General features: G+C 61.5%; 17 protein-coding genes. 14 read left to right on the forward strand and 3 right to left on the reverse strand.

Features of this window, described 5'->3' with window-relative positions; translation table 11 throughout:
* Positions 1 to 102 precede the first annotated feature (102 nt).
* Positions 103 to 1,458 (forward strand): UDP-N-acetylmuramate:L-alanyl-gamma-D-glutamyl-meso-diaminopimelate ligase, encoded by a 1,356-nt coding sequence (gene mpl, locus AC3WJE_RS04160; RefSeq protein ID WP_493729514.1) that lies wholly within the window; start codon positions 103 to 105, stop codon positions 1,456 to 1,458.
* Positions 1,458 to 2,045 (forward strand): LON peptidase substrate-binding domain-containing protein, encoded by a 588-nt coding sequence (locus AC3WJE_RS04165; protein WP_493729515.1) that lies wholly within the window; start codon positions 1,458 to 1,460, stop codon positions 2,043 to 2,045. The genes mpl and AC3WJE_RS04165 overlap by 1 nt, the downstream gene beginning before the upstream one ends.
* Before the next feature lie 96 nt (positions 2,046 to 2,141).
* On the opposite strand, the gene AC3WJE_RS04170 is transcribed toward AC3WJE_RS04165, so the two are convergent.
* Positions 2,142 to 4,133 carry a bifunctional DedA family/phosphatase PAP2 family protein gene (locus AC3WJE_RS04170; RefSeq protein WP_493729516.1) on the reverse strand — a complete coding sequence of 664 codons (1,992 nt, stop codon included), beginning with the start codon at positions 4,131 to 4,133 and terminating at the stop codon, positions 2,142 to 2,144.
* A 159-nt stretch (positions 4,134 to 4,292) separates the two neighbouring features.
* Between AC3WJE_RS04170 and AC3WJE_RS04175 the strand changes: the two genes are divergently transcribed.
* From AC3WJE_RS04175 to AC3WJE_RS04220, 10 genes are all read left to right on the forward strand, one after another.
* The gene (locus AC3WJE_RS04175) at positions 4,293 to 4,952 is read left to right on the forward strand and encodes a serine/threonine-protein kinase (RefSeq protein WP_493729517.1); all 660 of its coding nucleotides are present in this window, start codon (positions 4,293 to 4,295) and stop codon (positions 4,950 to 4,952) included.
* Between the two features lie 195 nt (positions 4,953 to 5,147).
* Positions 5,148 to 5,966: an SDR family oxidoreductase gene (locus AC3WJE_RS04180; protein WP_493729518.1), complete on the forward strand. Its 819-nt coding sequence runs from the start codon at positions 5,148 to 5,150 to the stop codon at positions 5,964 to 5,966.
* A 366-nt stretch (positions 5,967 to 6,332) separates the two neighbouring features.
* Positions 6,333 to 7,496, forward strand: a complete 1,164-nt coding sequence (locus tag AC3WJE_RS04185; RefSeq protein ID WP_493729519.1) for a glycosyltransferase — start codon at positions 6,333 to 6,335, stop codon at positions 7,494 to 7,496.
* A gap of 6 nt (positions 7,497 to 7,502) precedes the next feature.
* Positions 7,503 to 9,419, forward strand: a complete 1,917-nt coding sequence (locus AC3WJE_RS04190) for a glycosyltransferase family 39 protein (protein ID WP_493729520.1) — start codon at positions 7,503 to 7,505, stop codon at positions 9,417 to 9,419.
* 143 nt (positions 9,420 to 9,562) lie between these two features.
* Complete coding sequence (locus AC3WJE_RS04195; RefSeq protein ID WP_493729521.1) at positions 9,563 to 14,446, forward strand: RHS repeat domain-containing protein; 4,884 nt, start codon at positions 9,563 to 9,565, stop codon at positions 14,444 to 14,446.
* Between the two features lie 493 nt (positions 14,447 to 14,939).
* Complete coding sequence (locus AC3WJE_RS04200; RefSeq protein WP_493729522.1) at positions 14,940 to 15,344, forward strand: hypothetical protein; 405 nt, start codon at positions 14,940 to 14,942, stop codon at positions 15,342 to 15,344.
* A 474-nt stretch (positions 15,345 to 15,818) separates the two neighbouring features.
* On the forward strand, positions 15,819 to 16,046 hold the full coding sequence (locus tag AC3WJE_RS04205) for a hypothetical protein (protein ID WP_493729523.1): 228 nt from the start codon (positions 15,819 to 15,821) through the stop codon (positions 16,044 to 16,046).
* A gap of 211 nt (positions 16,047 to 16,257) precedes the next feature.
* Positions 16,258 to 16,800: a hypothetical protein gene (locus tag AC3WJE_RS04210; RefSeq protein WP_493729524.1), complete on the forward strand. Its 543-nt coding sequence runs from the start codon at positions 16,258 to 16,260 to the stop codon at positions 16,798 to 16,800.
* A 47-nt stretch (positions 16,801 to 16,847) separates the two neighbouring features.
* On the forward strand, positions 16,848 to 17,354 hold the full coding sequence (locus tag AC3WJE_RS04215) for an RHS repeat-associated core domain-containing protein (protein WP_493729525.1): 507 nt from the start codon (positions 16,848 to 16,850) through the stop codon (positions 17,352 to 17,354).
* A gap of 433 nt (positions 17,355 to 17,787) precedes the next feature.
* Positions 17,788 to 18,243 (forward strand): DUF4265 domain-containing protein, encoded by a 456-nt coding sequence (locus AC3WJE_RS04220; RefSeq protein ID WP_493729526.1) that lies wholly within the window; start codon positions 17,788 to 17,790, stop codon positions 18,241 to 18,243.
* Between the two features lie 90 nt (positions 18,244 to 18,333).
* On the opposite strand, the gene AC3WJE_RS04225 is transcribed toward AC3WJE_RS04220, so the two are convergent.
* On the reverse strand, positions 18,334 to 18,582 hold the full coding sequence (locus AC3WJE_RS04225; protein WP_493729527.1) for a hypothetical protein: 249 nt from the start codon (positions 18,580 to 18,582) through the stop codon (positions 18,334 to 18,336).
* A 267-nt stretch (positions 18,583 to 18,849) separates the two neighbouring features.
* Here AC3WJE_RS04225 and AC3WJE_RS04230 point away from each other — a divergent pair, with 267 nt between their 5' ends.
* On the forward strand, positions 18,850 to 20,082 hold the full coding sequence (locus AC3WJE_RS04230; RefSeq protein WP_493729528.1) for an acetylornithine transaminase: 1,233 nt from the start codon (positions 18,850 to 18,852) through the stop codon (positions 20,080 to 20,082).
* Positions 20,082 to 20,510 (forward strand): HIT family protein, encoded by a 429-nt coding sequence (locus AC3WJE_RS04235; protein WP_493729529.1) that lies wholly within the window; start codon positions 20,082 to 20,084, stop codon positions 20,508 to 20,510. The genes AC3WJE_RS04230 and AC3WJE_RS04235 overlap by 1 nt, the downstream gene beginning before the upstream one ends.
* Positions 20,511 to 20,532: 22 nt before the next feature.
* On the opposite strand, the gene AC3WJE_RS04240 is transcribed toward AC3WJE_RS04235, so the two are convergent.
* On the reverse strand, positions 20,533 to 21,147 hold the full coding sequence (locus AC3WJE_RS04240) for an HAD-IA family hydrolase (protein WP_493729530.1): 615 nt from the start codon (positions 21,145 to 21,147) through the stop codon (positions 20,533 to 20,535).
* Positions 21,148 to 21,463: the final 316 nt, after the last annotated feature.

Here is a 21,463-nt window from a genome sequence, read left to right on the forward strand (position 1 = left end):
ACAGGGGCTTTCGCTGTGCTGCCCTCGACCGAGTGCGCCGCGTGGGGTGCTGGATCCGCTGGGCTCGGCTAAAGTGCGGCGAGTGACCATGGAAGTACCGTTTTGAAGATCCATATCCTCGGAATCGCCGGCACCTTCATGGGCGGCGTGGCCGCACTGGCGCGCGAATTGGGCGTGCAGGTGGAAGGCAGCGATCAGGCGATCTATCCGCCGATGTCCACTCAGTTGGAAAAACTCGGCATCGCGCTGGCGCAGGGCTACCTGCCGGGCAACATCGCCGCCGATTGCGATCAGGTGGTGGTCGGCAACGCGCTCTCGCGCGGCAATCCGGCGGTGGAGGCGGTGCTGGACGAGGGCCGTCGCTACACCTCCGGCGCTCAGTGGCTGGCCGAACAGGTGCTGCCCGGGCGCGACACGCTGGCGGTCGCCGGTACCCACGGCAAGACCACGACCACGACGATCCTGGCCTGGCTGCTGCAGGCGGCCGGGCGCGAGCCGGGCTTTCTGATCGGCGGCGTGGCCGAGGATTTCGGCGTGTCGGCTCGTTTGGGGACGGGGCGCGAGTTCGTGGTGGAAGCCGATGAGTACGACACCGCGTTCTTCGACAAGCGCAGCAAGTTCGTCCACTACCGGCCGAAGGTGGCGATCCTCAACAACCTGGAGTTCGACCACGCCGACATCTTTCCCGACGTGGCCGCGATCCAGCGCCAGTTCCATCATCTGGTACGTACCGTGCCGGGCAATGGCCGCTTGATCGTCAACGGCGAGGACGCGCGTCTGGCCGAGGTGTTGGCGATGGGCTGCTGGACGCCGGTGGAGCGCTTCGGCTTCGATCCTGCGCTGGAGTGGAGTGCGCGCTTGATCGAGGCCGATGGCAGCGTATTCGCGGTGCTGAAGTCGGGCGTGGAGATCGGCCGTGTCGAGTGGCCGCTGCTCGGTCGCCACAACGTGCTCAATGCGTTGGCTGCCTTGGCGACGGTGCATGCGGTCGGCGTCGATCCGGCTGCGGTGATGCCGGCATTGCGCGAGTTCCAGAGCGTCAAGCGCCGCATGGAAGTGATCGGGCAGCCGCGCGGGATCACCCTCTACGACGATTTCGCCCATCACCCGACCGCGATCCGCACCACGCTGGAAGGCCTGCGCGCGAAGGTCGGCAATGCCCGCATCGTGGTGGCGATGGAGCCACGCAGCAATTCGATGCGGCTGGGCGCGCACGCGCAGGCGCTGGCACCGTCGCTGGATGCCGCCGATGAGGTGGTGTTCCTGGCGCGGCCGGAACTGCCATGGGATGCCGGCAAGGTGATCGCGCAGGTGCGCGGGCGCGCGCAGGCAGTGGCCGATGTCGATGCGCTGCTGGAGGTGCTGGCGCAGGATGTGCAGCCGGGCGACCACGTGGTGTTCATGTCCAACGGCGGCTTCGACGGCGCGCCGCGGCGTTTGCTGGAGCGGTTGTCCTGATGGTCGAGCCGGCATCGACTGATGTGTTGCCGCTATTTCCGCTGCACTGCGTGCTGCTGCCGGGAGCAACGATCGGAGTGCGGGTGTTCGAGCGGCGCTATCTGGATCTGGTACGCGACTGCGGCCGTAACGGAAGCAGCTTCGGCGTCTGCCTGATCCTGGAAGGGGACGAGGTCGGCGCGCCGGCCACGCCGGCGGCGTATGGCGTCGAGGTCAAGGTCGATGATTTCGACGTCGGCGCGGACGGCGTGCTGGTGCTGCGATTGCGTGGTGTGCGGCGTTTCCACGTGCTGCGCGCGCGGGTACGCGACAGCGGGCTGGTGATCGGCGACCTGGCGTGGTGCGAGCCGGACAACGACGACGAACTACGCCCCGAGCACGGCTTGTTGGCAACGGTGCTGGAACACATGCTGGAACAGGCCGGCGGCGAATACGCCACGGCCAGCACGGCGCAGTTGGATCAGGCCGCCTGGGTCAGCTGGCGACTGGCCGAACTGCTGCCGCTGGGCGAGCAGCAGCGGTTGGCATTGCTGCAGATGGATGATCCACATCGGCGGTTGGATCAGTTGCTCTGCTGGATACCGTAAGGAAGCCGGGATTCGTGATTGGGGATTAGGGATTCGTAAAAGCGGCGCGGGAATCGCTCTTGCGAATCCCGAATCTCGAATCCCCAATCCCGGCCTTTACCGAGCGTCGATCAACAGCAACGGCACCTCCGAATTGGCGCGTTGTTCGGTGCGATGCGACAGGCCGCCCAGCGATTGCGTCAATGCTTGCAGCGCCGGATCGACACCGCGCAGCGGACGCCACAGGCCGATCAGGCTGAAGTGACGGTCGTAGTGCAGCGTCTGCGTGCTGCCCAGCCACAGCGGCACATCGCCCGGTTGCAGGCGCGCGGCGGCCGGCCATAGTCGTAGCACGTGAATCTCGTCGGGCTGCTCGCCCTTGCGCACCATCAGCAGCGCTTCGACCTGGGTGTCGAGCGTGGCCGGCAACACCGGGACGTCCTCCGGCGTGGCGCTGACGTTGAGTACCTGCAGTGCCTGTTCCCAACCGGCCTGCGCTTGCAGGCGCCAGCCCTGCGCCTGCAACTGCTGCTGCAACGGTGCCAGCGGGCCGGCCAGTTGCACGTCCAGCGGCCAGCGCTGGTCGTCGTCGAACTCGTTGCGGCGCGCGGGCAGCTGCTGCCAGTCACCCTGCCACCAGCCGGTGGCCTGCAGCGCCATCGGGGTCGGCGGCGGCGGTTCGAACTTGGCCAGCTTGCGCTCCAGATTGCGCGGTGCGAACACCATTGCCGCCAGCAGGAAGCTGCCGTAGAACAGCCACGACACCGGCTTGGTCCAGAACGGGCGGTTGAAGCGGCGGCGATAGGCAATGCCCAGCACCAGCAGCCAGAAGATGCCGAACAACATGCCGCCGATCACGTCGCTGAGCCAGTGCGCGCCCAGGTACAGGCGCGCGAAGCCAATCGTGGAGACGATCGCGCCGCACACCAGGTACGGCCACACCCGGCTGCGGCCGGGCAACTCGCGTGCGATCAGCACGGCGAAGAAGCCGAAGGTGATCGTGGCCATCGTCACCGCCACCGACGGGAAGCCGAAGCCGCTGCTGGCCGCAGGCGGACGCACCACGTGCACGGTCGCGCCGAGCAGCATGGTCAGCGCCAGGCCGAAGCCCAGTGCCGCCAGCCAATGCAGTACCGACATCCAGCGTCGGCGCCAGGCCAGATAACCCATCGCCACGCCGATCGCCGGAGCGAGCACCTGCCAGTCGCCGAGCGAGGCCAGCGCCACCATCGGGTAGTCGGCGAGCGGGTTGCGCAGCGCCAGCATCAGATCGTGCACGGCCAGATCGAGGCTGAGCGGCTCGCCGTGCGACACCACCACCATCAACAGCGCGAACCAGCCCCAGCCGAGCAGCAGCAACATCACCGCCAGCACCGCCAGCGGCACCGACTCGCGCCTGCGCGGGTCGAGCACGCCGCCGGACCAGTTGCCGATCACCGGATGCCGGTGTGACCAGTCGAGCAGCCGCGTCAGCAGCACATCCAGGTGCGTGGCCGACCAGCGGTAGCTGTACAGCACGCCGGCCCAGACCAGGCCGAGCACCACGATCAACAACGTCACCACGATGAACAATCGCCCAGCCACCGCGGCGACCGCGTCGTAGGCCTGGCCGAGCACCCAGCCGGGCGCGAGGAACAGCACGGCCCACGAGACGCAGGCCATTCCGCTCGCCAGTGCGTAACGCCGCAACGGCATGCGCGCCATGCCGGCGATCGCCGGCACGAACGGACGGATCGCACCGACGTAGCGGGCTATCAGAATGCTTTTGAAAGCATTGCGCCGGAACAGCACTTCGCCGCGATCCAGCAACTGCGGATAGCGGCTGAACGGCCAGATGCCACGCAGACGATGACCCCAGCGGTGGCCAACCCAGTAACTGAGTGCGTCACCGAAGAACGCGCCGAGCGTGGCGCAGGCGACCGCGTAGGGACCGTTGATCTGGCCGAGCCCGATCAACACGCCGACCGCGAACAGCAGCGGCAGCGCCGGCACGATCGCGCCGAGGATGATGACCGCGTCGCTGAAAGCAATCGCGAAGATGACCACGCCCGCCAGGGTGGGGTGGTTGCTGATCCACTCCAGCGTGGCGTCAATCCATGATGAATTCATCCAGGGATTATAGGGGGGTGTTGCTGACAGGCAGTCGAGTGGGCGATCTGCGTGTGAGATCGATCTGCGTGATGCAAGACGCTGGGTCCCCGCGCAGGCGGGGACCCAGTGACGTTGTCGGATACTTTCCGTCAGCAAGACACACCTAGAATGCACCCGATGAAACCGCTGCCCGCCGATACCTCCGCACTCAAGTCCGACAGTTTCGGCCGCATCCTGCTGGTGCACGGCGCTTCTGGAACCTTCGTGCGGCGCGATCTCACCGCTTCGCCGTGGTGGCTGCGGTGGCCGGCCTGGTGGTTGGCGCGGCGCGAGGCGCTGGCGCTGCGCCAGCTCGATGGCATGCCGGCCACGCCGCGCCTGCTCAGTTGGGACGGTACATGGCTGGATCGCAGCTTCATGGCCGGGCAAGCGATGTACCAGCGCCCGCCGCGCGGTGATCTGGGCTACTTCCGCGCCGCGCGCCGATTGCTGCAGCAGGTGCACCGTCGCGGCATCGCCCACAACGATCTGGCCAAGGAGGCGAACTGGCTGGTATTGGAGGACGGCAGTCCGGCGCTGATCGATTTCCAGCTGGCGGTACGCGGCGATCCACGCTCGCGCTGGATGCGCCTGCTCGCGCGCGAGGACCTGCGCCACCTGCTCAAGCACAAGCGCATGTACTGCCGCGAAGCGTTGACGCCGGTCGAAAAGCGCCTGCTCAAGCGCCATTCATGGGTGCGCGAGCTATGGTTCGCCACCGGCAAGCCGGTCTATCGCTTCGTTACCCGCCGGATCCTGCATTGGGAAGACAACGAGGGGCAGGGGCCGAAACCTTGAAGCCGGGAATGGGCAATAAGGAATGGGGGATCGTAGGAGCGGCTTCAGCCGCGACGGGGCTGTCATGCAGATCCCGCTTCAGCAGCCCTGTACAAAGATTCAAAGGGGAGAGCCCCATCGCGGCTGAAGCCGCTCCTGCGAAAGGCGGTTACGCTCTCCCCGAATCCCCAATCTCCACTCCCTGACTTCGAGCCCATGACCACTCTCGCAGGCAAGACCCTCTTCATCACCGGTGCTTCGCGGGGCATCGGGTTGGCGATCGCGCTGCGCGCCGCACGTGATGGCGCCAACGTCGCGATCGCGGCCAAGTCGTCGGTGCCGAACCCGAGGTTGCCGGGCACCATCCACAGCGCGGCCGATGCGGTCACCGCGGCGGGTGGACAGGGATTGCCGCTGAAGTGCGATATCCGCGAGGAGGATCAGGTGCGGGCTGCGGTGGAGGCCACGGTCGATGCGTTCGGCGGCATCGATATCCTGGTCAACAACGCCAGCGCAATCTGGCTGTACGGCGTGCTGGACACGCCGATGCGGCGCTTCGATCTGATGCAGCAGGTCAATGCGCGCGGCAGCTTCCTGTGCGCGCAGGCGTGTCTGCCGCACCTGTTGCAGGCGGCCAATCCGCACATCCTGACCCTGGCGCCGCCGCCCTCGCTGGATCCGAAGTGGTGGGGGCCGCACACCGGCTACACACTCGCGAAGATGGGCATGAGCCTGGTGACGCTCGGATTGGCCGCCGAGTTCGGGCCGCAGGGCGTAGCGGTCAATGCGCTGTGGCCGCGCACGCTGATCGCCACCGACGCGCTGAACATGATCCCTGGCGTGGAGAGCGCCAATGGTCGCCGCCCGGAGATCGTGGCCGATGCCGCGCACGCGGTACTGACCCGGCCGGCGGAGGGTTTCAGCGGTCGTTTCCTGATCGACGACGAGGTGCTGGCCGAAGCCGGCGTCACCGACCTGTCCGGCTACGCGGCGGACCCGGCCGCGCCGCTGCTGCCGGACTTGTTCCTGGACTGAAGTTCCTGGACTGATGCGCCCGGGCGCCGCGCGGATGCCTGCGTGGCGATGACGCGCGGAGCCGTTCAAGAGGCGCCGGTTGTCCTGCATTCATGCCGCAACGTTGATTTGTGTCAACTTGATGAATGCGTTAATTGAGTTTGAAATATCCATGCAATCAATGGGTTGATGGAGTTTTGACAGGGGTGTCCGGGCCCGTGAGGGTATGTGTGACAAGCCCTGCACGAATGCGGGCGGCATCGGCAAATACCCAAGGACAGGCCCCGCTAGCTTCGCGGCTCCAGCGACGGGGAAGGCAGCGCATCCCCGACGTGTCGCAACCGACGGGGCGGAGTTTTCCGGCCCTTCGTCCATTGAGGAGCTTGCATGTCGTCCGAATTCGATAGTCCGAGCGGTATCCCCGATGTCTCCGTGGTGATCTGCACGCTCAACGAGCACGAGGCCATTGCCGGTGTCCTGGGCGATGTCACCGCATCGCTGGCCGGATGCAGTCACGAGATCATCGTTGTCGATGATTCCAAGGACGAACGCACCGCCGATGCGGTACGCGAGTTCGCCGCGGGCCACGCGGGAGTGCGCCTGCTGCGCCGACGCAACGGCCGCGGGCTGGCCTCGGCGGCGATCGAGGGCTGGGACCGCGCACGCGGCCGCACCCTGGCGCTGATGGACGGTGATGGTCAGCACGATCCGCAACTGGTGGCGCGCATGCTCGCGGCGCGGGGCGAGGCCGATGTGGTGATCGCCAGCCGCTACCTGGCTTCGGACGAATCCGGCCTGAGCCGTGCCCGTCATCTGCTCAGCTGCGGCGGGGTCGGGCTGACCCGTGCCTTGCTGGGATTGCGCTTGGCCGATCCGATGAGCGGCTGCTTCCTGATGACCCGGCAGTGGTACCAGAAGGCACGCCCGAGCCTGTCCGGCATGGGCTTCAAGATCCTGCTCGACGTGCTGGCGCCGCCGGCCATTGCGCGGCCGCGGATCGTGCAGATCCCCACCTGCCTGCGCAGCCGCGCCGGTGGCGAATCCAAGCTGGATCTGCGCGTGTTGCTGGAGCTGGGCGCACAGTTGTTCGAGAAGGCCACGCGTGGCCGGGTGTCAGCACGCGCGGCGCTGTTCTTCGGCGTCGGCCTGAGTGGGTTGCTGGTGCATTTGTCGGTATTGTGTGCCGCCGGCGGGCTGCAGTTGCCGTTCTGGTTGGCGCAACTGGTGGCGATCAGCCTGGCGATGACCTGGAACTTCGAGCTCAACAACCTGCTGACCTTCCGCGATCGGCGCCTGACCGGGCTGCGGCGGTGGCACGGGCTGGCGATGTTCTACGCCAGCTGCCTGAGCGGGGCGATCGTCAGCGAGACGCTGGGCAGTGCATTGGCGGCGTTGAACGCGCCCTTCCTGCTGGCGGGCACCGCGGGCGCGTTGTTCGCCGGTGTCTGGAACTACCAGATCGCCACACGCACGGCATGGCGCAAGCGCGAGCATGTGGCTATCGCCACCATCGTCGAGGCGGAGATCGGAGCCGCCGCTCTGGAGAAATAACCGCCCATGCAGGACGCTTCCGTTCCCGACGCCCGTACCGCGCTGCTGCCGCGTTGGCCCGCCTGGGGCTACGCGGCGCTTACCGCCATCGCCTGCGTGGCCGCATTTGTCGGTTTCGGTGCCAGCAACTACTGGACCGATGAGCTGTTCACCCTGCATGTGATCGGTCACGACGGTGGCCTGGGTGAGGTATGGCGGCGCGCGCTGACCGATACCCATCCGCCGCTGTACTACTTCCTGATGTACCCATGGGTGCGCCACTTCGGACTGGCCGAGTGGGTGCTGAGGCTGCCCAGCGCGATCTTCGCGGTGACTGCCATTGTGGTGTTCGCACGTGGCATGCGGCGTTGTTTCTCCCCGATCGCGCTGGGGTTTGCGGCGGCGCTGGGCGCGCTGTCGATGTTCTGGTTCGAGCAGTCGCAGAACGCGCGCGGTTATGCATTGGCGATGGCGCTCTCCAGTGCGTTGCTGGTCGCCGCGACGGCGTTGCGCGAGCGTGCGCCGGGGCGATTCCCGTGGGGATTGTGGGCAGCGGTCAGCGGCTTCGGCCTGGCCGGCAGCCTGGTGCATTCGTACGTGTTGCTGTCGACCGGCATGGTGCTGCTGTTCCTGATCATCAGCGTGCGTGACTGGCGCGTGCGCTTCGCGCTGGCGGCGTCGGGCCTGGTGATCCTGGCGGTCAATCTTGCCTACGTGGTGGTGCTGCTGCGTTCGACCCAGCAGGACGTCCACAACATGTGGTTCGACACCGGCATGCGCTTCTTCGTGGGCCAGACCGGCATCGCGGTGCGCGACGTTGCAGCGGCGTCGGCGGGTGTGGCGGTCAAGTTGCTGGTGTTGGCGTGGCTGGTGCGGCGTCTGCTGCGGATCCAGCCGGATGCAGCGCTGGCGCGCTGGCGTGTGCCGGGTGCGCATGCCGCGCAACTCGGCGTGTTCGTTCTGATCGGGGTCATCATCAGCGGTATCGTCGTCAGCTATGCGGTTGCGCCGTCGTTCTCTTCGCGGAATCTATTGACCGCCTCACCGTTCGCATGGGTACTGCTGGCATGGCTGTATGACGCGGCCGGTCCGTCCGCGATCAGTCGCCGCGGACGCTGGGTTGCGGCAGGTCTGCTGGTGTTGGTCGCCGCACAATTGCTGGTGTTGCGTGGACGCGTGCTGGAGCGTCAGGAAAACTGGCGCGCCTCGGCCGAGTTCGTCGCGCATCTGCCCGGCTGCGCAGGCCAGGAGCTGGCGATCATGCTGCCGTACAAGTTCGGCCCGTCGACGCCGCCGTTCCGGCAACTGGCCGAACAGGATTTCTTCGGCCGTTACCTGGGCGATGCGATGCACCTGCGCGCCTGGCTGCCGGCCGAACTCGCCGACCGTCACCACGTACCTGACCTGCAGCAGCAACTGCGCGATCGCGCGGCGCAGGCACTGGCCGGTGGTTGCCCGGCGCTGGCCTGGGGCGTGCACGATCTCCAACCGGATACCGCGCTGGAACTGGCGCAGGATCTGGCGCGCCTGCCGGGCGTGTCGCCGAACCGGGTGGTGATGCAGGAATTCGTCCGCTACCAGCGGCACTCGCTGAGATGGCGGCAGGTGGTCGATGGCTATGTCTATCTGATAGTGCCGCCGGCAGCAGCGGGGGCACCATTGGCCGATCCGGGCATCGCACTGGCCCGCGCGGCGGGCAATCCCGATCAGGCGTTGGGCGATCGCGTCGTGGTCTCACACCTGTATCGCTACGACGGCCAGGATGGGTCGCCATACCATCTGGACGGCTATTCGATGCAACGCTGGTCGGCGCAGGCCGGGCCGATGGTCGAGTCGTTCGAGGTGGTGCAGCGGATCGATTGCGACCCGCCAACCTCCGCGCTGCGTAATGACCTGCGGCCGGATGCGCGCATGCCAGGGTGTTCGCCGCGGCCGATGCGGTAGCGGCGCGGGGTCAGGCCCCTTCGGGGGCCCTTGGGCGCAACGATATGTTATATAGCGGCTGCTGACGAAGGGGCGAAGCGTCAGTACGTTCGCGGTATCGCGATGCAGGATTGCATTCGCCGACGAGAGAACTAAGGATGGACATGGAAGGCAAGTGGTTGCGCCGGATCGGCGTGATTGTGGTGATCTGCGGAACGTTCCAGGTGGCGCAGGCGGTTGAGCCTTATCAGGAATATCGCAAGCGCATCGAGTCGTCGCAGAACCTGACAGCGCTGAAGAACGATTTGTTCGGGGATAGCGTCAGTCTTTTCAACGGCAAGACTGAATTCGTCAACACCGATATTGACCTGGCCGGTAATAACTCGTTGTCGGTGCGTTTGCAGCGCCGATTCAACGTCGAGATCCATTTGGCCGGAACGGCGAGCAACTTCAATTCCAATCTGGAAGGTGCCGGTGGTTGGGACGTGGAAGTTCCCCACATTTCCGGCATGTTCGCGCCGGTCTCTGGTTGGAGTGATCAACGTTGCTCGGCCTCGATGGTGCCCACGGTCTCCGGCGGCTTCAACGTGTCCGAGATCTGGCAGGGCAACACCATTCATATACCAAGTGCAGGTGATCGTACGATGCTGGGCCTGGAGAGCAATACGCCAAGACCTAGCGATGGAGTAGCCCGCCGTTGGACCACCGGTCAGCGTGATGCGATCAACTGCATTCCAATGCAATCAGGTCTGACGGGCGAGGGCTTCCGCGTGACCACTACCGGTGGAGAGCGTTATTACTTCGATCTTGCAGTGACCCGTGTCGCCGGCATCATGGAGCGTCCGCTCGGGCATGAAGTACTGCAGTCGATCAAGACGACCCGGACCCGGATATATCTGCTGGCGAGCAAGGTCGAGGACCGTTTCGGCAATACAGTCCAATATCAGTACAACAGCGATGGACACCCGGTACGCATCTGGTCCAACGATGGTCGCGAGATCACATTGGCCTATAACGGCGCGCATTTGGCTTCGGCCAGCGCGAATGGACGGACTTGGACCTATCAATACGGAGCGGTGGAAGGCCAGACACGTCTGAGCGGGGTGACGCTGCCCGACAGTACGCGCTGGCAGTACACCTACTCCAATGCGTTGAGTCCTTCCTATGTGCGCTGGGACGGAAATTCGACCTCGAACTGCGCCGAGCAGCCGCCTGAGGTATCGGCGCAATTCACTTTTGGTGTTGTCCATCCCAGTGGTGCACAAGGGAGTTTCGTCTTCAGTAATGCTCGCCATTATCGTAGCGGCGTGCACATGAGCGAGTGCTTCAAGTACGCCAACAACTTCAGTGGCGAAGGTGAAGTGCCCCAAAATAGCTACTACTTTGTCCTCAATACGCCGAACTTCTTCGACGTTGTCTCGCTGTACCAGAAGACCATCACCGGGCCCGGCCTCGCATCGCCGCTGCAATGGATCTACAGCTACGGTGGCAGCTACCAACCTTTGTGGGGTTCGAGCGGTGTTGCGGCCAACTATCCCTGCACCACCTGTCAGACCGAGAAAGAGGTCGTGGTCACCAACCCGGACCAGACCAGAACCAAATATCGTTATGGCTTCCAGTACGCCTTGAACGAGGGCAAGTTGCTGGGCAGCAGTACGCTGGATGCTGCCGGCAACGTGGTCAGCACTCGCGCGACGACCTATCTGACCACTGCACAAGTGGCAAACCAGCCGTTCGCGCCACGCTACGGCATTATCTACAACGGTGATGATCCCAGTACGGCCCAGGTGCGTCCTGAGGTAAGCACGCTCATTCAGCAGGACGGCGTCAGTTTCCAATCAGCCGTCAACAGCTTCGACACCTACGCACGACCATTGAGCGTAACGCGCTCAGGCCCGTCCGGTAGCCGCACGGACGTCACGGCATACCACGACAACACGGCCAGGTGGATCCTGGACCAGGTGGCGCAGGTGACCAACAGCACCACCGGGCTGGTGGTGTCACAGACCAGTTACGACGGCAACGCGATGCCGGTGCAGAGCTGGTCGTTCGGCAAGCTGCAACAGAGCTTGAGCTACAACACCGACGGCACGCTGGCCACGGTCAAGGACGGCAACAACAACACGACCACGCTGTCGTCGTGGAAACGCGGCGTTCCCCAGTCGATCACGCATGCCGACAGCACGGGCGAGTCGGCGGTGGTCAACGACAGCGGCTGGATCACCTCGGTCACCGACGAGAACGGCTACGCCACCAGCTATGGCTATGACGCGATGGGGCGGTTGGCGAGCATCACCTATCCCGGCAGTGACAGCGTGGCGTGGAACACGACCACCCAGACGTTCTCGCAGGTCAACGGCGTCGAGTATGGCCTGGCCGCCGGTCACTGGAAGCAGGTGGTGGCCACCGGCAATGCGCGCAAGGAGACCTACTTCGATGCGCTGTGGCGCCCGCTCGTGACCCGGGAGTACGACAACGGCGCCGTGGCGGCGACCCAGCGGTTCCAGCGCCTGGCCTACGATGCGGAAGGCCGACCGGTATTTGCCTCGTATCCCGGAACCAGCGACGGCCTGAGCACCGGCAGCTGGACCGAGTACGACGCGCTGGGGCGGGTCACCTCCTCATCGCAAGATAGCGAGCTGGGGCTGCTGACCACGGTGACGAGCTATCTCGCCGGCGGGCAGGTGCGTGTCACCGACCCGAAGGGGAAGCAGACCACCACCAGCTTCCAGGCTTTCGACCAGCCGGACTACAGCAAGCCGGTGGCGATCCAGCATCCCGAGGGCGCCTATACCGGCATCACCCGCGACGTGTTCGGCAAGCCCACGGCCATCACCCGACGCAACAGCGACAGCACCCAGTCGGTGACCCGCAGTTATGCCTACACGACCCATCAGGAGCTGTGCCGCACGGTGGAGCCGGAGACCGGAGCCACGTTGATGGGCTACGACGCGGCCGGCAACCTGAAGTGGTCGGCCTCCGGCGTGGCCAGCGGCACGGCCTGCGAGGCTGGTGGCACCAGCGCTGCAGTGGCGGCGCGCCGGACAGACCGCACCTATGACGCACGCAACCGGCTCAAGACGCTGGTGTTTGCCGATGGCAAGGGCAACCAGAGCTGGAGCTATGCCGCGGACGGATTGCCTGTTTCTATCTCGGTGGTCAATCCGAATGTCACCGATCCGGCGGTTACCACCTACGGTTACAACAAGCGTCGCTTGTTGATTAGCGAGTCGGTATACATAGGTGGCATGACGCTGGGGCTGAACCACGACTATGACGCCAATGGATTCCTTAGCCGCCAGCGCTACCCAAGTGGCTTGATGGTGGATTATGTCCCCAACGCCCTGGGACAACCCAGCCAAGTCGGCAGCTATGCGACGGGTGTGAGCTATTACCCGAACGGCGCGATCAAGGGCTTCACCTACGGCAATGGCGTCATCCACACGCTGACGCAGAACGCCCGGCAATTGCCCAGCAAGAGCACGGACTGCACCGCGAGCGGTAGCTGCGCAACGGCGGACCGTCGGCTGGACCTGACCTACAGCTACGACGGTGTTGGCAATGTGACCCAGATCGTGGACGGGGTGAACGGCCGGCAGACGCGCGGCATGAGCTACGACGGGCTCGATCGTCTGACCCAGACGACCTCCAGCATGTTCGGCACGGCCAGCTACACGTATGACGTGCTGGACAATCTTGCTCAAGTGTCCGTCAACGGCGGAAGTCAGGTACGTAACCACTACTATTGCTACGACGCGGCCTGGCGCCTGACCAATGTGAAGACGGGCAACTGTAGCGGGACGAGTGTGGTGGGACTGGGTTACGACGCGCAGGGCAACCTGGCCAACAAGAACGGGCAGGTCTATGTATTCGATCAGGGCAACCGGCTAAGAGAGGCGAGTGGCAAGGAGTGGTACGGCTATGACGGTCAGGGCCGGCGGGCCCTCAGTTGCTCACCCACTGCCTGCGTCTACCAGCAATACAGCCTGAGCGGGCAGCCGCTCTACAGCCATGATAATCGTCAAGGCAAGCAGTACGAGCGCATTTACCTGGGAGGTAGTCTGGTAGCGATTCGGGAAGCGCCGACGGGAGGCGGCACGACTACCGTGCGCTACCAGCACACCGATGCACAGGGCACGCCGATCGTGACGACGGACGCGAGCAAGAACATAGTGGACCGATTCGAGTACGAGCCCTACGGACAGTTGGTGAATGCGACGCTGCGGGATGGCCCGGGATACACGGGGCACGTGCAGGATGCGGCGACGGGGCTGACGTATATGCAGCAACGCTACTATGATCCGCAGTTGGGTGTGTTTCTATCCGTCGATCCGGTGACGGCTTATAGCAATCCGGTTGGGATGTTCAATCGCTACCGATATGCCAACGACAATCCGTATTCGTTCATTGATCCAGATGGCCGATGCGGAACTCGTATTCAAGGCGGTGTTGCTCCTGGCTGCACATCTTTTATCGTTAATAGCATGCCGAGTAGAACATCAAACAATCCCGGCTCGGGTATTGGGCGTGGTTATGCAGGTAAATATGGAGATCGCCCAACTCCGAAAGGAAGGCAGCCAGGGCCATGGAAGGATGGTTATGTCGCGCCTAAGCAAAATCCATCACAACCAAGCTACTCGAGATACAGAGGGGATAGAGGTGGAACGTTTCAGATTGGAATCCATGGCTCCGTAGCAGCAATCGGCGCAACGGAAGTTGGATTTGGAATCGCGGTTAGCGATAAAGAAATTGGCTCATACAGCATGAATGGTCTGGGGGCTGGTCCACGCGACGATGCAAATATAAGTGTTGTTTTTAATTGGTCAAATGCTGATTCTATCAAGGATTTAGGGGGGTCTGGAAAGGCAGGAAATATCGGGGGTGGTGTACTGGGGCATTTCTCACTGCAGGGTGAAAAATCGGACGTGGTGCCCGGACAAAAGCAAATATATAGCGGTGGCTTTTCTCTCGGTCTTGGGGCAGGAGGGGGGGCATCTGGAACAGTGACAGAAACCGAAGTTTCTGTATGGAGTAGTTTCGATGACTAGAATTAATTATATTGTGACGTTAATCATGTTAGTGGCGGGTGTAATTCTGACATTCATTGTGCACCCATATTTAATGGATGAGTATATGCGCGAAAGTCCACATGTATCAAACGTTGCAACAGGGCAGATATATCCATATTTCCAGCACGGGGTGACTATTTTCTTATCAATGCGGCAAAAGTTTATTCTGAATGGAACTTTAGCGGCCGGTGTGATTTCATTTCTCGGTTGCGGTGTTGCATTTAAGACCTGGATTTCGAAGCGTGAAGCATAGGCTGCGTATTTAAAATTATATAATTTTAGGGGCAGGGGTTAGAGTGCCTTTTAAGGAAATTAGTACTCTGCCCCTGTTTCCCGACCGCTATTTCCCGTTTCCCTGCTTATCCAAATCTATTTCTCAGCGGAGATGTATCGTGCTCATCCTGTTTAGATGTGAATCTAACGGACCTGCTCGTTAACCACACGTCAGCCATCCAATACTCATTGGAAAACTATGGCAACCAAATCAATAAAGTTATCGCTCCGTAAGTACACGCTGTTTGTGGCTGGGTTGCTAAGTTGTTCCGCATGCCAACATGTAACGACTCTGAGCGTGGAAGGGGGCGCTTTCTTTGATAGCGGTAAGCCTGTGGATGGTGGCGTGGTTGCGATCACCGAACTAGCGAGCAAGGGTATGCCCATGCCAAAGGTTGTGAGTGTCACGGAGGTAAGGACGGGGCACGACGGCAAGTTCAAGGCACAGATTCAGTACAGTGTAGGAGATCTGAACGTTGCGCTCGATGCAATGCCTTGCCGTTGGGGGGACGCCTTCAAAAAATGGAGTGGCAACGATTTAGCGGGAAAAGAGAAAATCACAGTGGAACTGATCACAAGTGTTGATCGGCGCAGTGACTGCTGAGGTAGATATTGATAAATGAGAGGATAAAATATATATACTTATCTTTATTTTTATAATGGCGGCGGCGGTCGTGACGATTTGTATCGTAAAACTTTCCATTGAATTTAAAAAGGAGGGAATGCCCGTAAGTTTATTTTCGCTGAGGGGGCAGGATTCTCTTGTAAGAACTGTATTATTCCCTTCCGATAACATGAATTCGTCCATTAAGATGTGGGTTATAATGACAAGGGTTTTATTTTATTTTCCCTGTCTGTTTTTGTAATAATATTGTGGAGATGAGTCGCGTGGGAGCACGGATTGAGTTTGCCATCTATTTATTATGACAAGCCAAGGAGTAGCACGGCTGCGACGAGCAGAGCCAGCAGATCATCAGCTGTACTGCGAGAGAAAACAGGGTCAGAGTGCCTTTTAAGGAAATTAGTACTCTGACCCCTGTTTCCCTACAGGTCCATGTCCTCTAGTCACGGGTGAGTAATGGGTGAGATTAGCCAGTGTCCATTCAAAGTGGGAGATTGGGTGCGTTTCAGGCCAAGTGCAAGAACCCGTGGTCTTTATCAGGATATCGAGGCGTTCGGCTTAAAAATTGATGAATTTGCCAGGATCACCTTTATCAAAGAAGGCACATATCTGTATTTCGAAGGTGGCCGTGGAGGTTGGCCTTGGAATGAGTTTGAACTCGCCGATGAGCGGAGAGATTCTTGAACCATGAAACTTCAGCGATCCGTGCTGTTCGGCGAGGCAGTAAGGCTGCTCAAAAATGGGCGTGCCCGTGATGCGCTTGAGATCGCCGAGAAATTGGTTGCTCCGGATGACTAACAGGATCGGTTATCTGGTTAAGGAATTGGTACTCTGACCCCTGCTTCCTACAGGTCCTACAGACGATTCGGCAAGGGCTTGCTTCAGGAAAATTCCCATGAGCGATGAGATATTTATTCCTATTGGTGAAGATGGCTACGAATATTGTCACCCTGTTGATTCGGGAGATTTCGAAACGATAAATAGAGAGATAAATGGCAGGAGAAAGGATGTAGAGTGGGTTCCGGTACAGATGGAGCTTATCAAGAAAGAGGGCCATCGCCATCTTCTAAGGTCAGATTCTCCGTGGTTGGGCGATCATGCATTGATATTCAGGGCGGAGGCAGTTCTTGCGCTGGGTGAACTGCTTGGGCATGCTGGCGAGTTGCTGCCGCTGGCGTGTCGGAATGCGGGTCTTCTTGCGTTAAATCCACTGCATGCATTGCCTGCGCTTGACGAATCCGAATCTTCACTTGTCCGCTTTGAGGATGGGCGAATAATGATGGTGTGGAAATATGCCTTTGTCCATGAGCCTTTGAAGGGCATTGATGCGTTTAAACTAGTTAATCTGCGCGTGAGCCCGATATTTGTAAGTAAGCGCTTTGTTGATACTTGGCAGCGTAGTGGCTTAGCCGGTTTAAAATTTCGACGGGTCGGGTGAAAATTAGTGATCGCGACGCCGCGGGATGGGCAGGGGTACAGGGACGCGTGCACGATGCGGCGACCGGGCTGAGTTACATGCAGCAGCGGTACTATGACCCAACGATACCAAGATTTCTGTCAGTAGATCCAGTGACAGCTTTGAGTGGTCCGATTGGGATGTTCAATCGCTATAAATATGCCGCAAACAATCCCTATAAGTTTACTGATCAAGATGGGCGTTGTGAAAAACCCACCGGATCCAACATTTGTATAAAGGATAGTATTGCAAGTTCGGGGCCGATTGGCAGCCTCCGTGGTAACACCCAGTCAGGTCAAGCGATCACTGGCAGCCAAGCTGCGCGTGCCCAGCCGATGAAGAATGGTGCCACGAGCGAGTCTGGTGGCAAGCGAAGTGTCGATCTTATCGGTTTGGCTTTTGAGGTGGCTGACGTTGCTATTGGATATGGTGAAGTTAGTATTGGGCTTACAAACGGTGTGATAGATGCTGCTCTCACGGAGAGCTTTCCGGTGAGTGCGGCTGGTTCTGTCCTCCTCGGGGTGCGACCTTTATAGATGGAATAAATGATATCAGGACTGCGTTCGACGGAGTGGAGCGTGAGCCGAATCTTCAGGTATGGGAGGCTAGGTGCCCCGGGGCGGCTGCGAGCTTTATGGCATCTTAAGCTCTAACGGCGCAAGGCTGGAGGCACGCGTATAGGCAGGGAGGACCGAAGACAATCCAAGATGCAGTCGAGTTAATGCAAGCGGAACGTCAGCTTCAAGATGCTACTAGTGGAAAACGAAATTAACTAATGGGTAAGGTGGCGTACTGGTTTTTTGGAGTTTTATTCGGAATTGGATTTATCCAGCAGATTGTGGCTATAGTGTATGGGGTGAAAGATGGCTACGCGTACACTGAGGTTTTCTGGATTGCGCTCGTGATGGCATTGTTTTTCGGGATTGTTAGTTTTCGTTGCTTTATTGGGCTGTATAAATTGAGAAAAAAATGAATCAAAGAGTCATGGTGGAATTTCCTGTCTTTGAAGGCGGCGAGCATCTTGTTGAGAGAATGCATGCGCTTGCCCGTGGAGATGGGAATTTTGTTCTTGATAACTCGCCGTTTTATGCATTTGGCATCAGTTGCGGAGATGTTTTTTCTGCTTCTCCAAGTGAAGATGGTGGATTGGTCTTTTCCGAAGTGGTGTCACGTGGTGGGCATTCCACCTATCGGGTTAAATTGCCAGCCGGACGCAATCATGAAGATTTTACGGCGCACTGGCCGGCGTTGGAAAAGCTAGGATGTACGTACGAGGGTTCGTCGGTGAACCCTGAAAGGCTTTACTCAATAGATATTCCGGCGGGGACGGATGTCTTTGAAGTTTATCGATTGCTTGAAGAGGGGGAGCGCGGAAAGGTATGGTTCTTTGAAGAGGGGCATTATTTCAGGCCTGTGTCTCACTAAGAACGGTTCCAGGTTCGCGTGCTGACTGCGTGTGAAGCACAAGGCCCGCCGATGGTGGGCCTTGCCGTTGTTGGATTGTGATGCTGTCGATCAGTGATCGGTATTGCACTGGAGCCGGCACGCATCGTGTTTAACGACCATTCCTTTGAGCAGCGAGCGGATGACTTGCCGGTCCTCGGGCGACATGCGTGAGATTGCACTCGAAGTGCAGGCGCAGATCGTTACCGGGACCGCGTTTATTATGATCGAACAGCACGCATCGCCGCTGATGCCCAGGGTGGCGGCGAGCTGGTGTGGCACCGGCGGCGTGGGTTGTGCCTTGCCGGCCTCGTAGTGCATGAGTCAGTAATCGATCATGTATTAACTAATAATGTCTCTGCGCGTTAATCCACGGTTTGTTTCATGACGTTCGTCAGGGCATGGGGTTCTGATCGATGCCATCGACTCGAGGCGAGCAGGTGAGTTTGGGAAGGATTCGCGTCAACAGAGCGCCTGTATCGGGACCTCGGCAGATCAGGCTAGTACGACGCACCGTGCCACGGCCGGCCGAATGCGCGAGAATGCCAGGCCCGCTTCCGAGCGATTTTCCGAGCCATTCACGTTGCCATGAGCACCACGACCGACTCCCCGCTGTCCCTTTCCCAGTTCTACCTGTCGATCTATCGCCCGCGCCAGGTCGTGCTGGAGCGAGGGCTGGGCTCGCGCTTGTGGGATAGCGAGGGGCGTGAGTATGTGGATCTGTCCGCCGGCATCGCGGTGTGCAGCCTGGGGCATGGCGATCCCGACCTGCTGGCGGCGTTGACCGAGCAGGCCGGCAAGCTCTGGCACACCAGCAACGTGTTCTTCAGCGAGCCGCCGCTGCGCCTGGCCGAGGAACTGGTGACCGCCTCGCGTTTCGCCAGGAAGGTGTTCCTGTGCAACTCCGGCACCGAGGCCAACGAGGCGGCGATCAAGCTGGTGCGCAAGTGGGCCACCGGCCAGGGCCGCACGCCTGATCGCCGGGTGATCGTCACCTTCCGTGGTAGCTTCCACGGTCGCACGCTGGCGGCGGTGACTGCGACCGCGCAGCCCAAGTATCAGGAAGGCTACGAGCCGCTGCCGGGTGGTTTCCGCTACGTCGACTTCAATGACGAGGTCCAGCTGGAAACCGCGATGGCGGCCGGCGACGTGGCGGCGGTGATGCTTGAGCCGGTGCAGGGCGAGGGCGGCGTGGTGCCGGCCAAGCCGGGCTTCCTGCAGCGTGTGCGCGAGCTGTGCGATCACCACGGTGCGCTGCTGGTGCTGGACGAAATCCAGAGCGGCATGGGCCGCACCGGCACGCTGTTCGCGCACTGGCAGGATCAGGTGACGCCGGACATCGTCACGCTGGCCAAGGCACTGGGCGGCGGCTTCCCGATCGGTGCGATGCTGGCCGGGCCGAAGGTCGCCGAGACGATGCAGTTCGGTGCGCATGGCACCACCTTCGGCGGCAATCCGCTGGCGGCGGCGGTGGCGCGCGTGTCGCTGCGCAAGCTGAGCTCGCCGCAGATCGCCGCCAACGTGACCCGGCAGGCGCAGGTGTTGCGCAAGGCGCTGGAGGAGATCGGCCACGAGACTGGCGTATTCACGCAGGTACGTGGCCGTGGTCTGCTGCTGGGTGCGGTGCTCGCGCCGGCGCACGCCGGCCAGGCCGGTGCCATCCTCGACGCTGCTGCCGAGCAGGGGCTGCTGGCATTGCAGGCCGGTCCGGATGTGCTGCGTTTCGTGCCGGCGATGAACATCACCGACGTCGAGATGGCTGACGGCATCGCGCGCCTGCGCAAGGCGGTTGCCAGCTATCTCGCCAGCCGCAAGGACTGATGGCGGGGACCTGTCCGTTCTGCGCGATCGTGGCCGGCGAATTGCCGGCCAGTGTGGTCTGGCAGGATGCGCAGGTCGTGGCGTTCATGGACCTGCGGCAGGTGGTGCCGGGGCATGTACTGGTGGTGCCTGGCCGACATGCCGAAACGCTGTACGAACTCGACGAAGACACCGCCGCGGCATTGATGCGTGTTGCCCATCGCGTGGCGGTGGCATCGCGGGCGCATTGGAATCCGCCGGGGTTGAATCTGTGGCAGTCCAATGGCGCTGCCGGCGGCCAGGAAGTGCCGCATGTCCATCTGCATGTGCAGCCACGCCGCGTCGGTGACGGTCTACTGCGTGTCTATGCTGACGGTGCGCCGGCGGCTGCGGCGCGCACGCAACTCGATGAGTGGGCATCGGAGTTGCGCGAGATTTTGGCGGGCTGAACGTATCCGGCCGGAATAGAGGTCAGATCAGGCCGTAGCGTTTGAGCACCCGCCGCATCGATGCCGCCCCAGTCACGGTATCGGCATGCAGGCCGGCGGCGCGGGCGCCGCGCACGTTGACGAACAGGTCATCAAGGAACAGCGTGGTCGTCGCGCGTGCGTCCAGCCGCGCCAGCGCACGTGTGTAGACCTGCGTCTGCGGCTTGCGTCCGCCGAGTGTGCCGCTGCACAGCACGCGTCCTTGCAGCAGATCGGCCAGGGCCGGCACGATCCTGGGCACGGCTTCGGCCATCAATGAGCCGTTGTTGGTCAGTACCGCTATCGGCATGCGTGTGGCGACTTGCTGCACCAGTTCCTGGACCCTCGCATCGATGCTGCACGCGGCGACCCGTGCGGCGATCCAGGTCTGTTCGTCGACCAGTCCACCGAGACCTTCGCTCAATCGACGCAGGTACACCGCGGTCGTCACTTCGCCGCCGTCGTACGCCATCTCCAGGCCCGAGTTGAACAGCACGTCGGTCACGCGCCCTGGCGTGCTGCCGGTGCTGTGGGCGAGGTGGGCGCAACGCAGTGGACGTTCATAATGGGCGAGCACGCCGTCGAAGTCGAGCAGCAGCAGTTCGAGCGCGGGCCTCATTGGCGTTCGTCTGCGATGACGGATGCGCGCGCGGTGCTGCGGAAGTGATGGGGAAGCAAGGGGGCAGGTGGGGTGGAGGGGGCAAGCAGGATACCCGGGGTGGCCGGCCGGGTAGGTGGCGGGCGATGCGATGACAGGGCATGCGAGCTGTCGGTGGCTGACAAAAATGTCAGCGCCCACCCATCCATATCGGACCTACCCGCCGGATGTGATCGATTCGTTAATCGTGGTGGCTATGGTCGATCCATGCCCGACGTGGCTATTGCCGGCAAGGGGAGCCGGTACGACGCAATCCGATCACCATCACTTTCATCCG

This window comes from Pseudomonas sp. GW821-FHT07E12 (assembly GCF_058986605.1).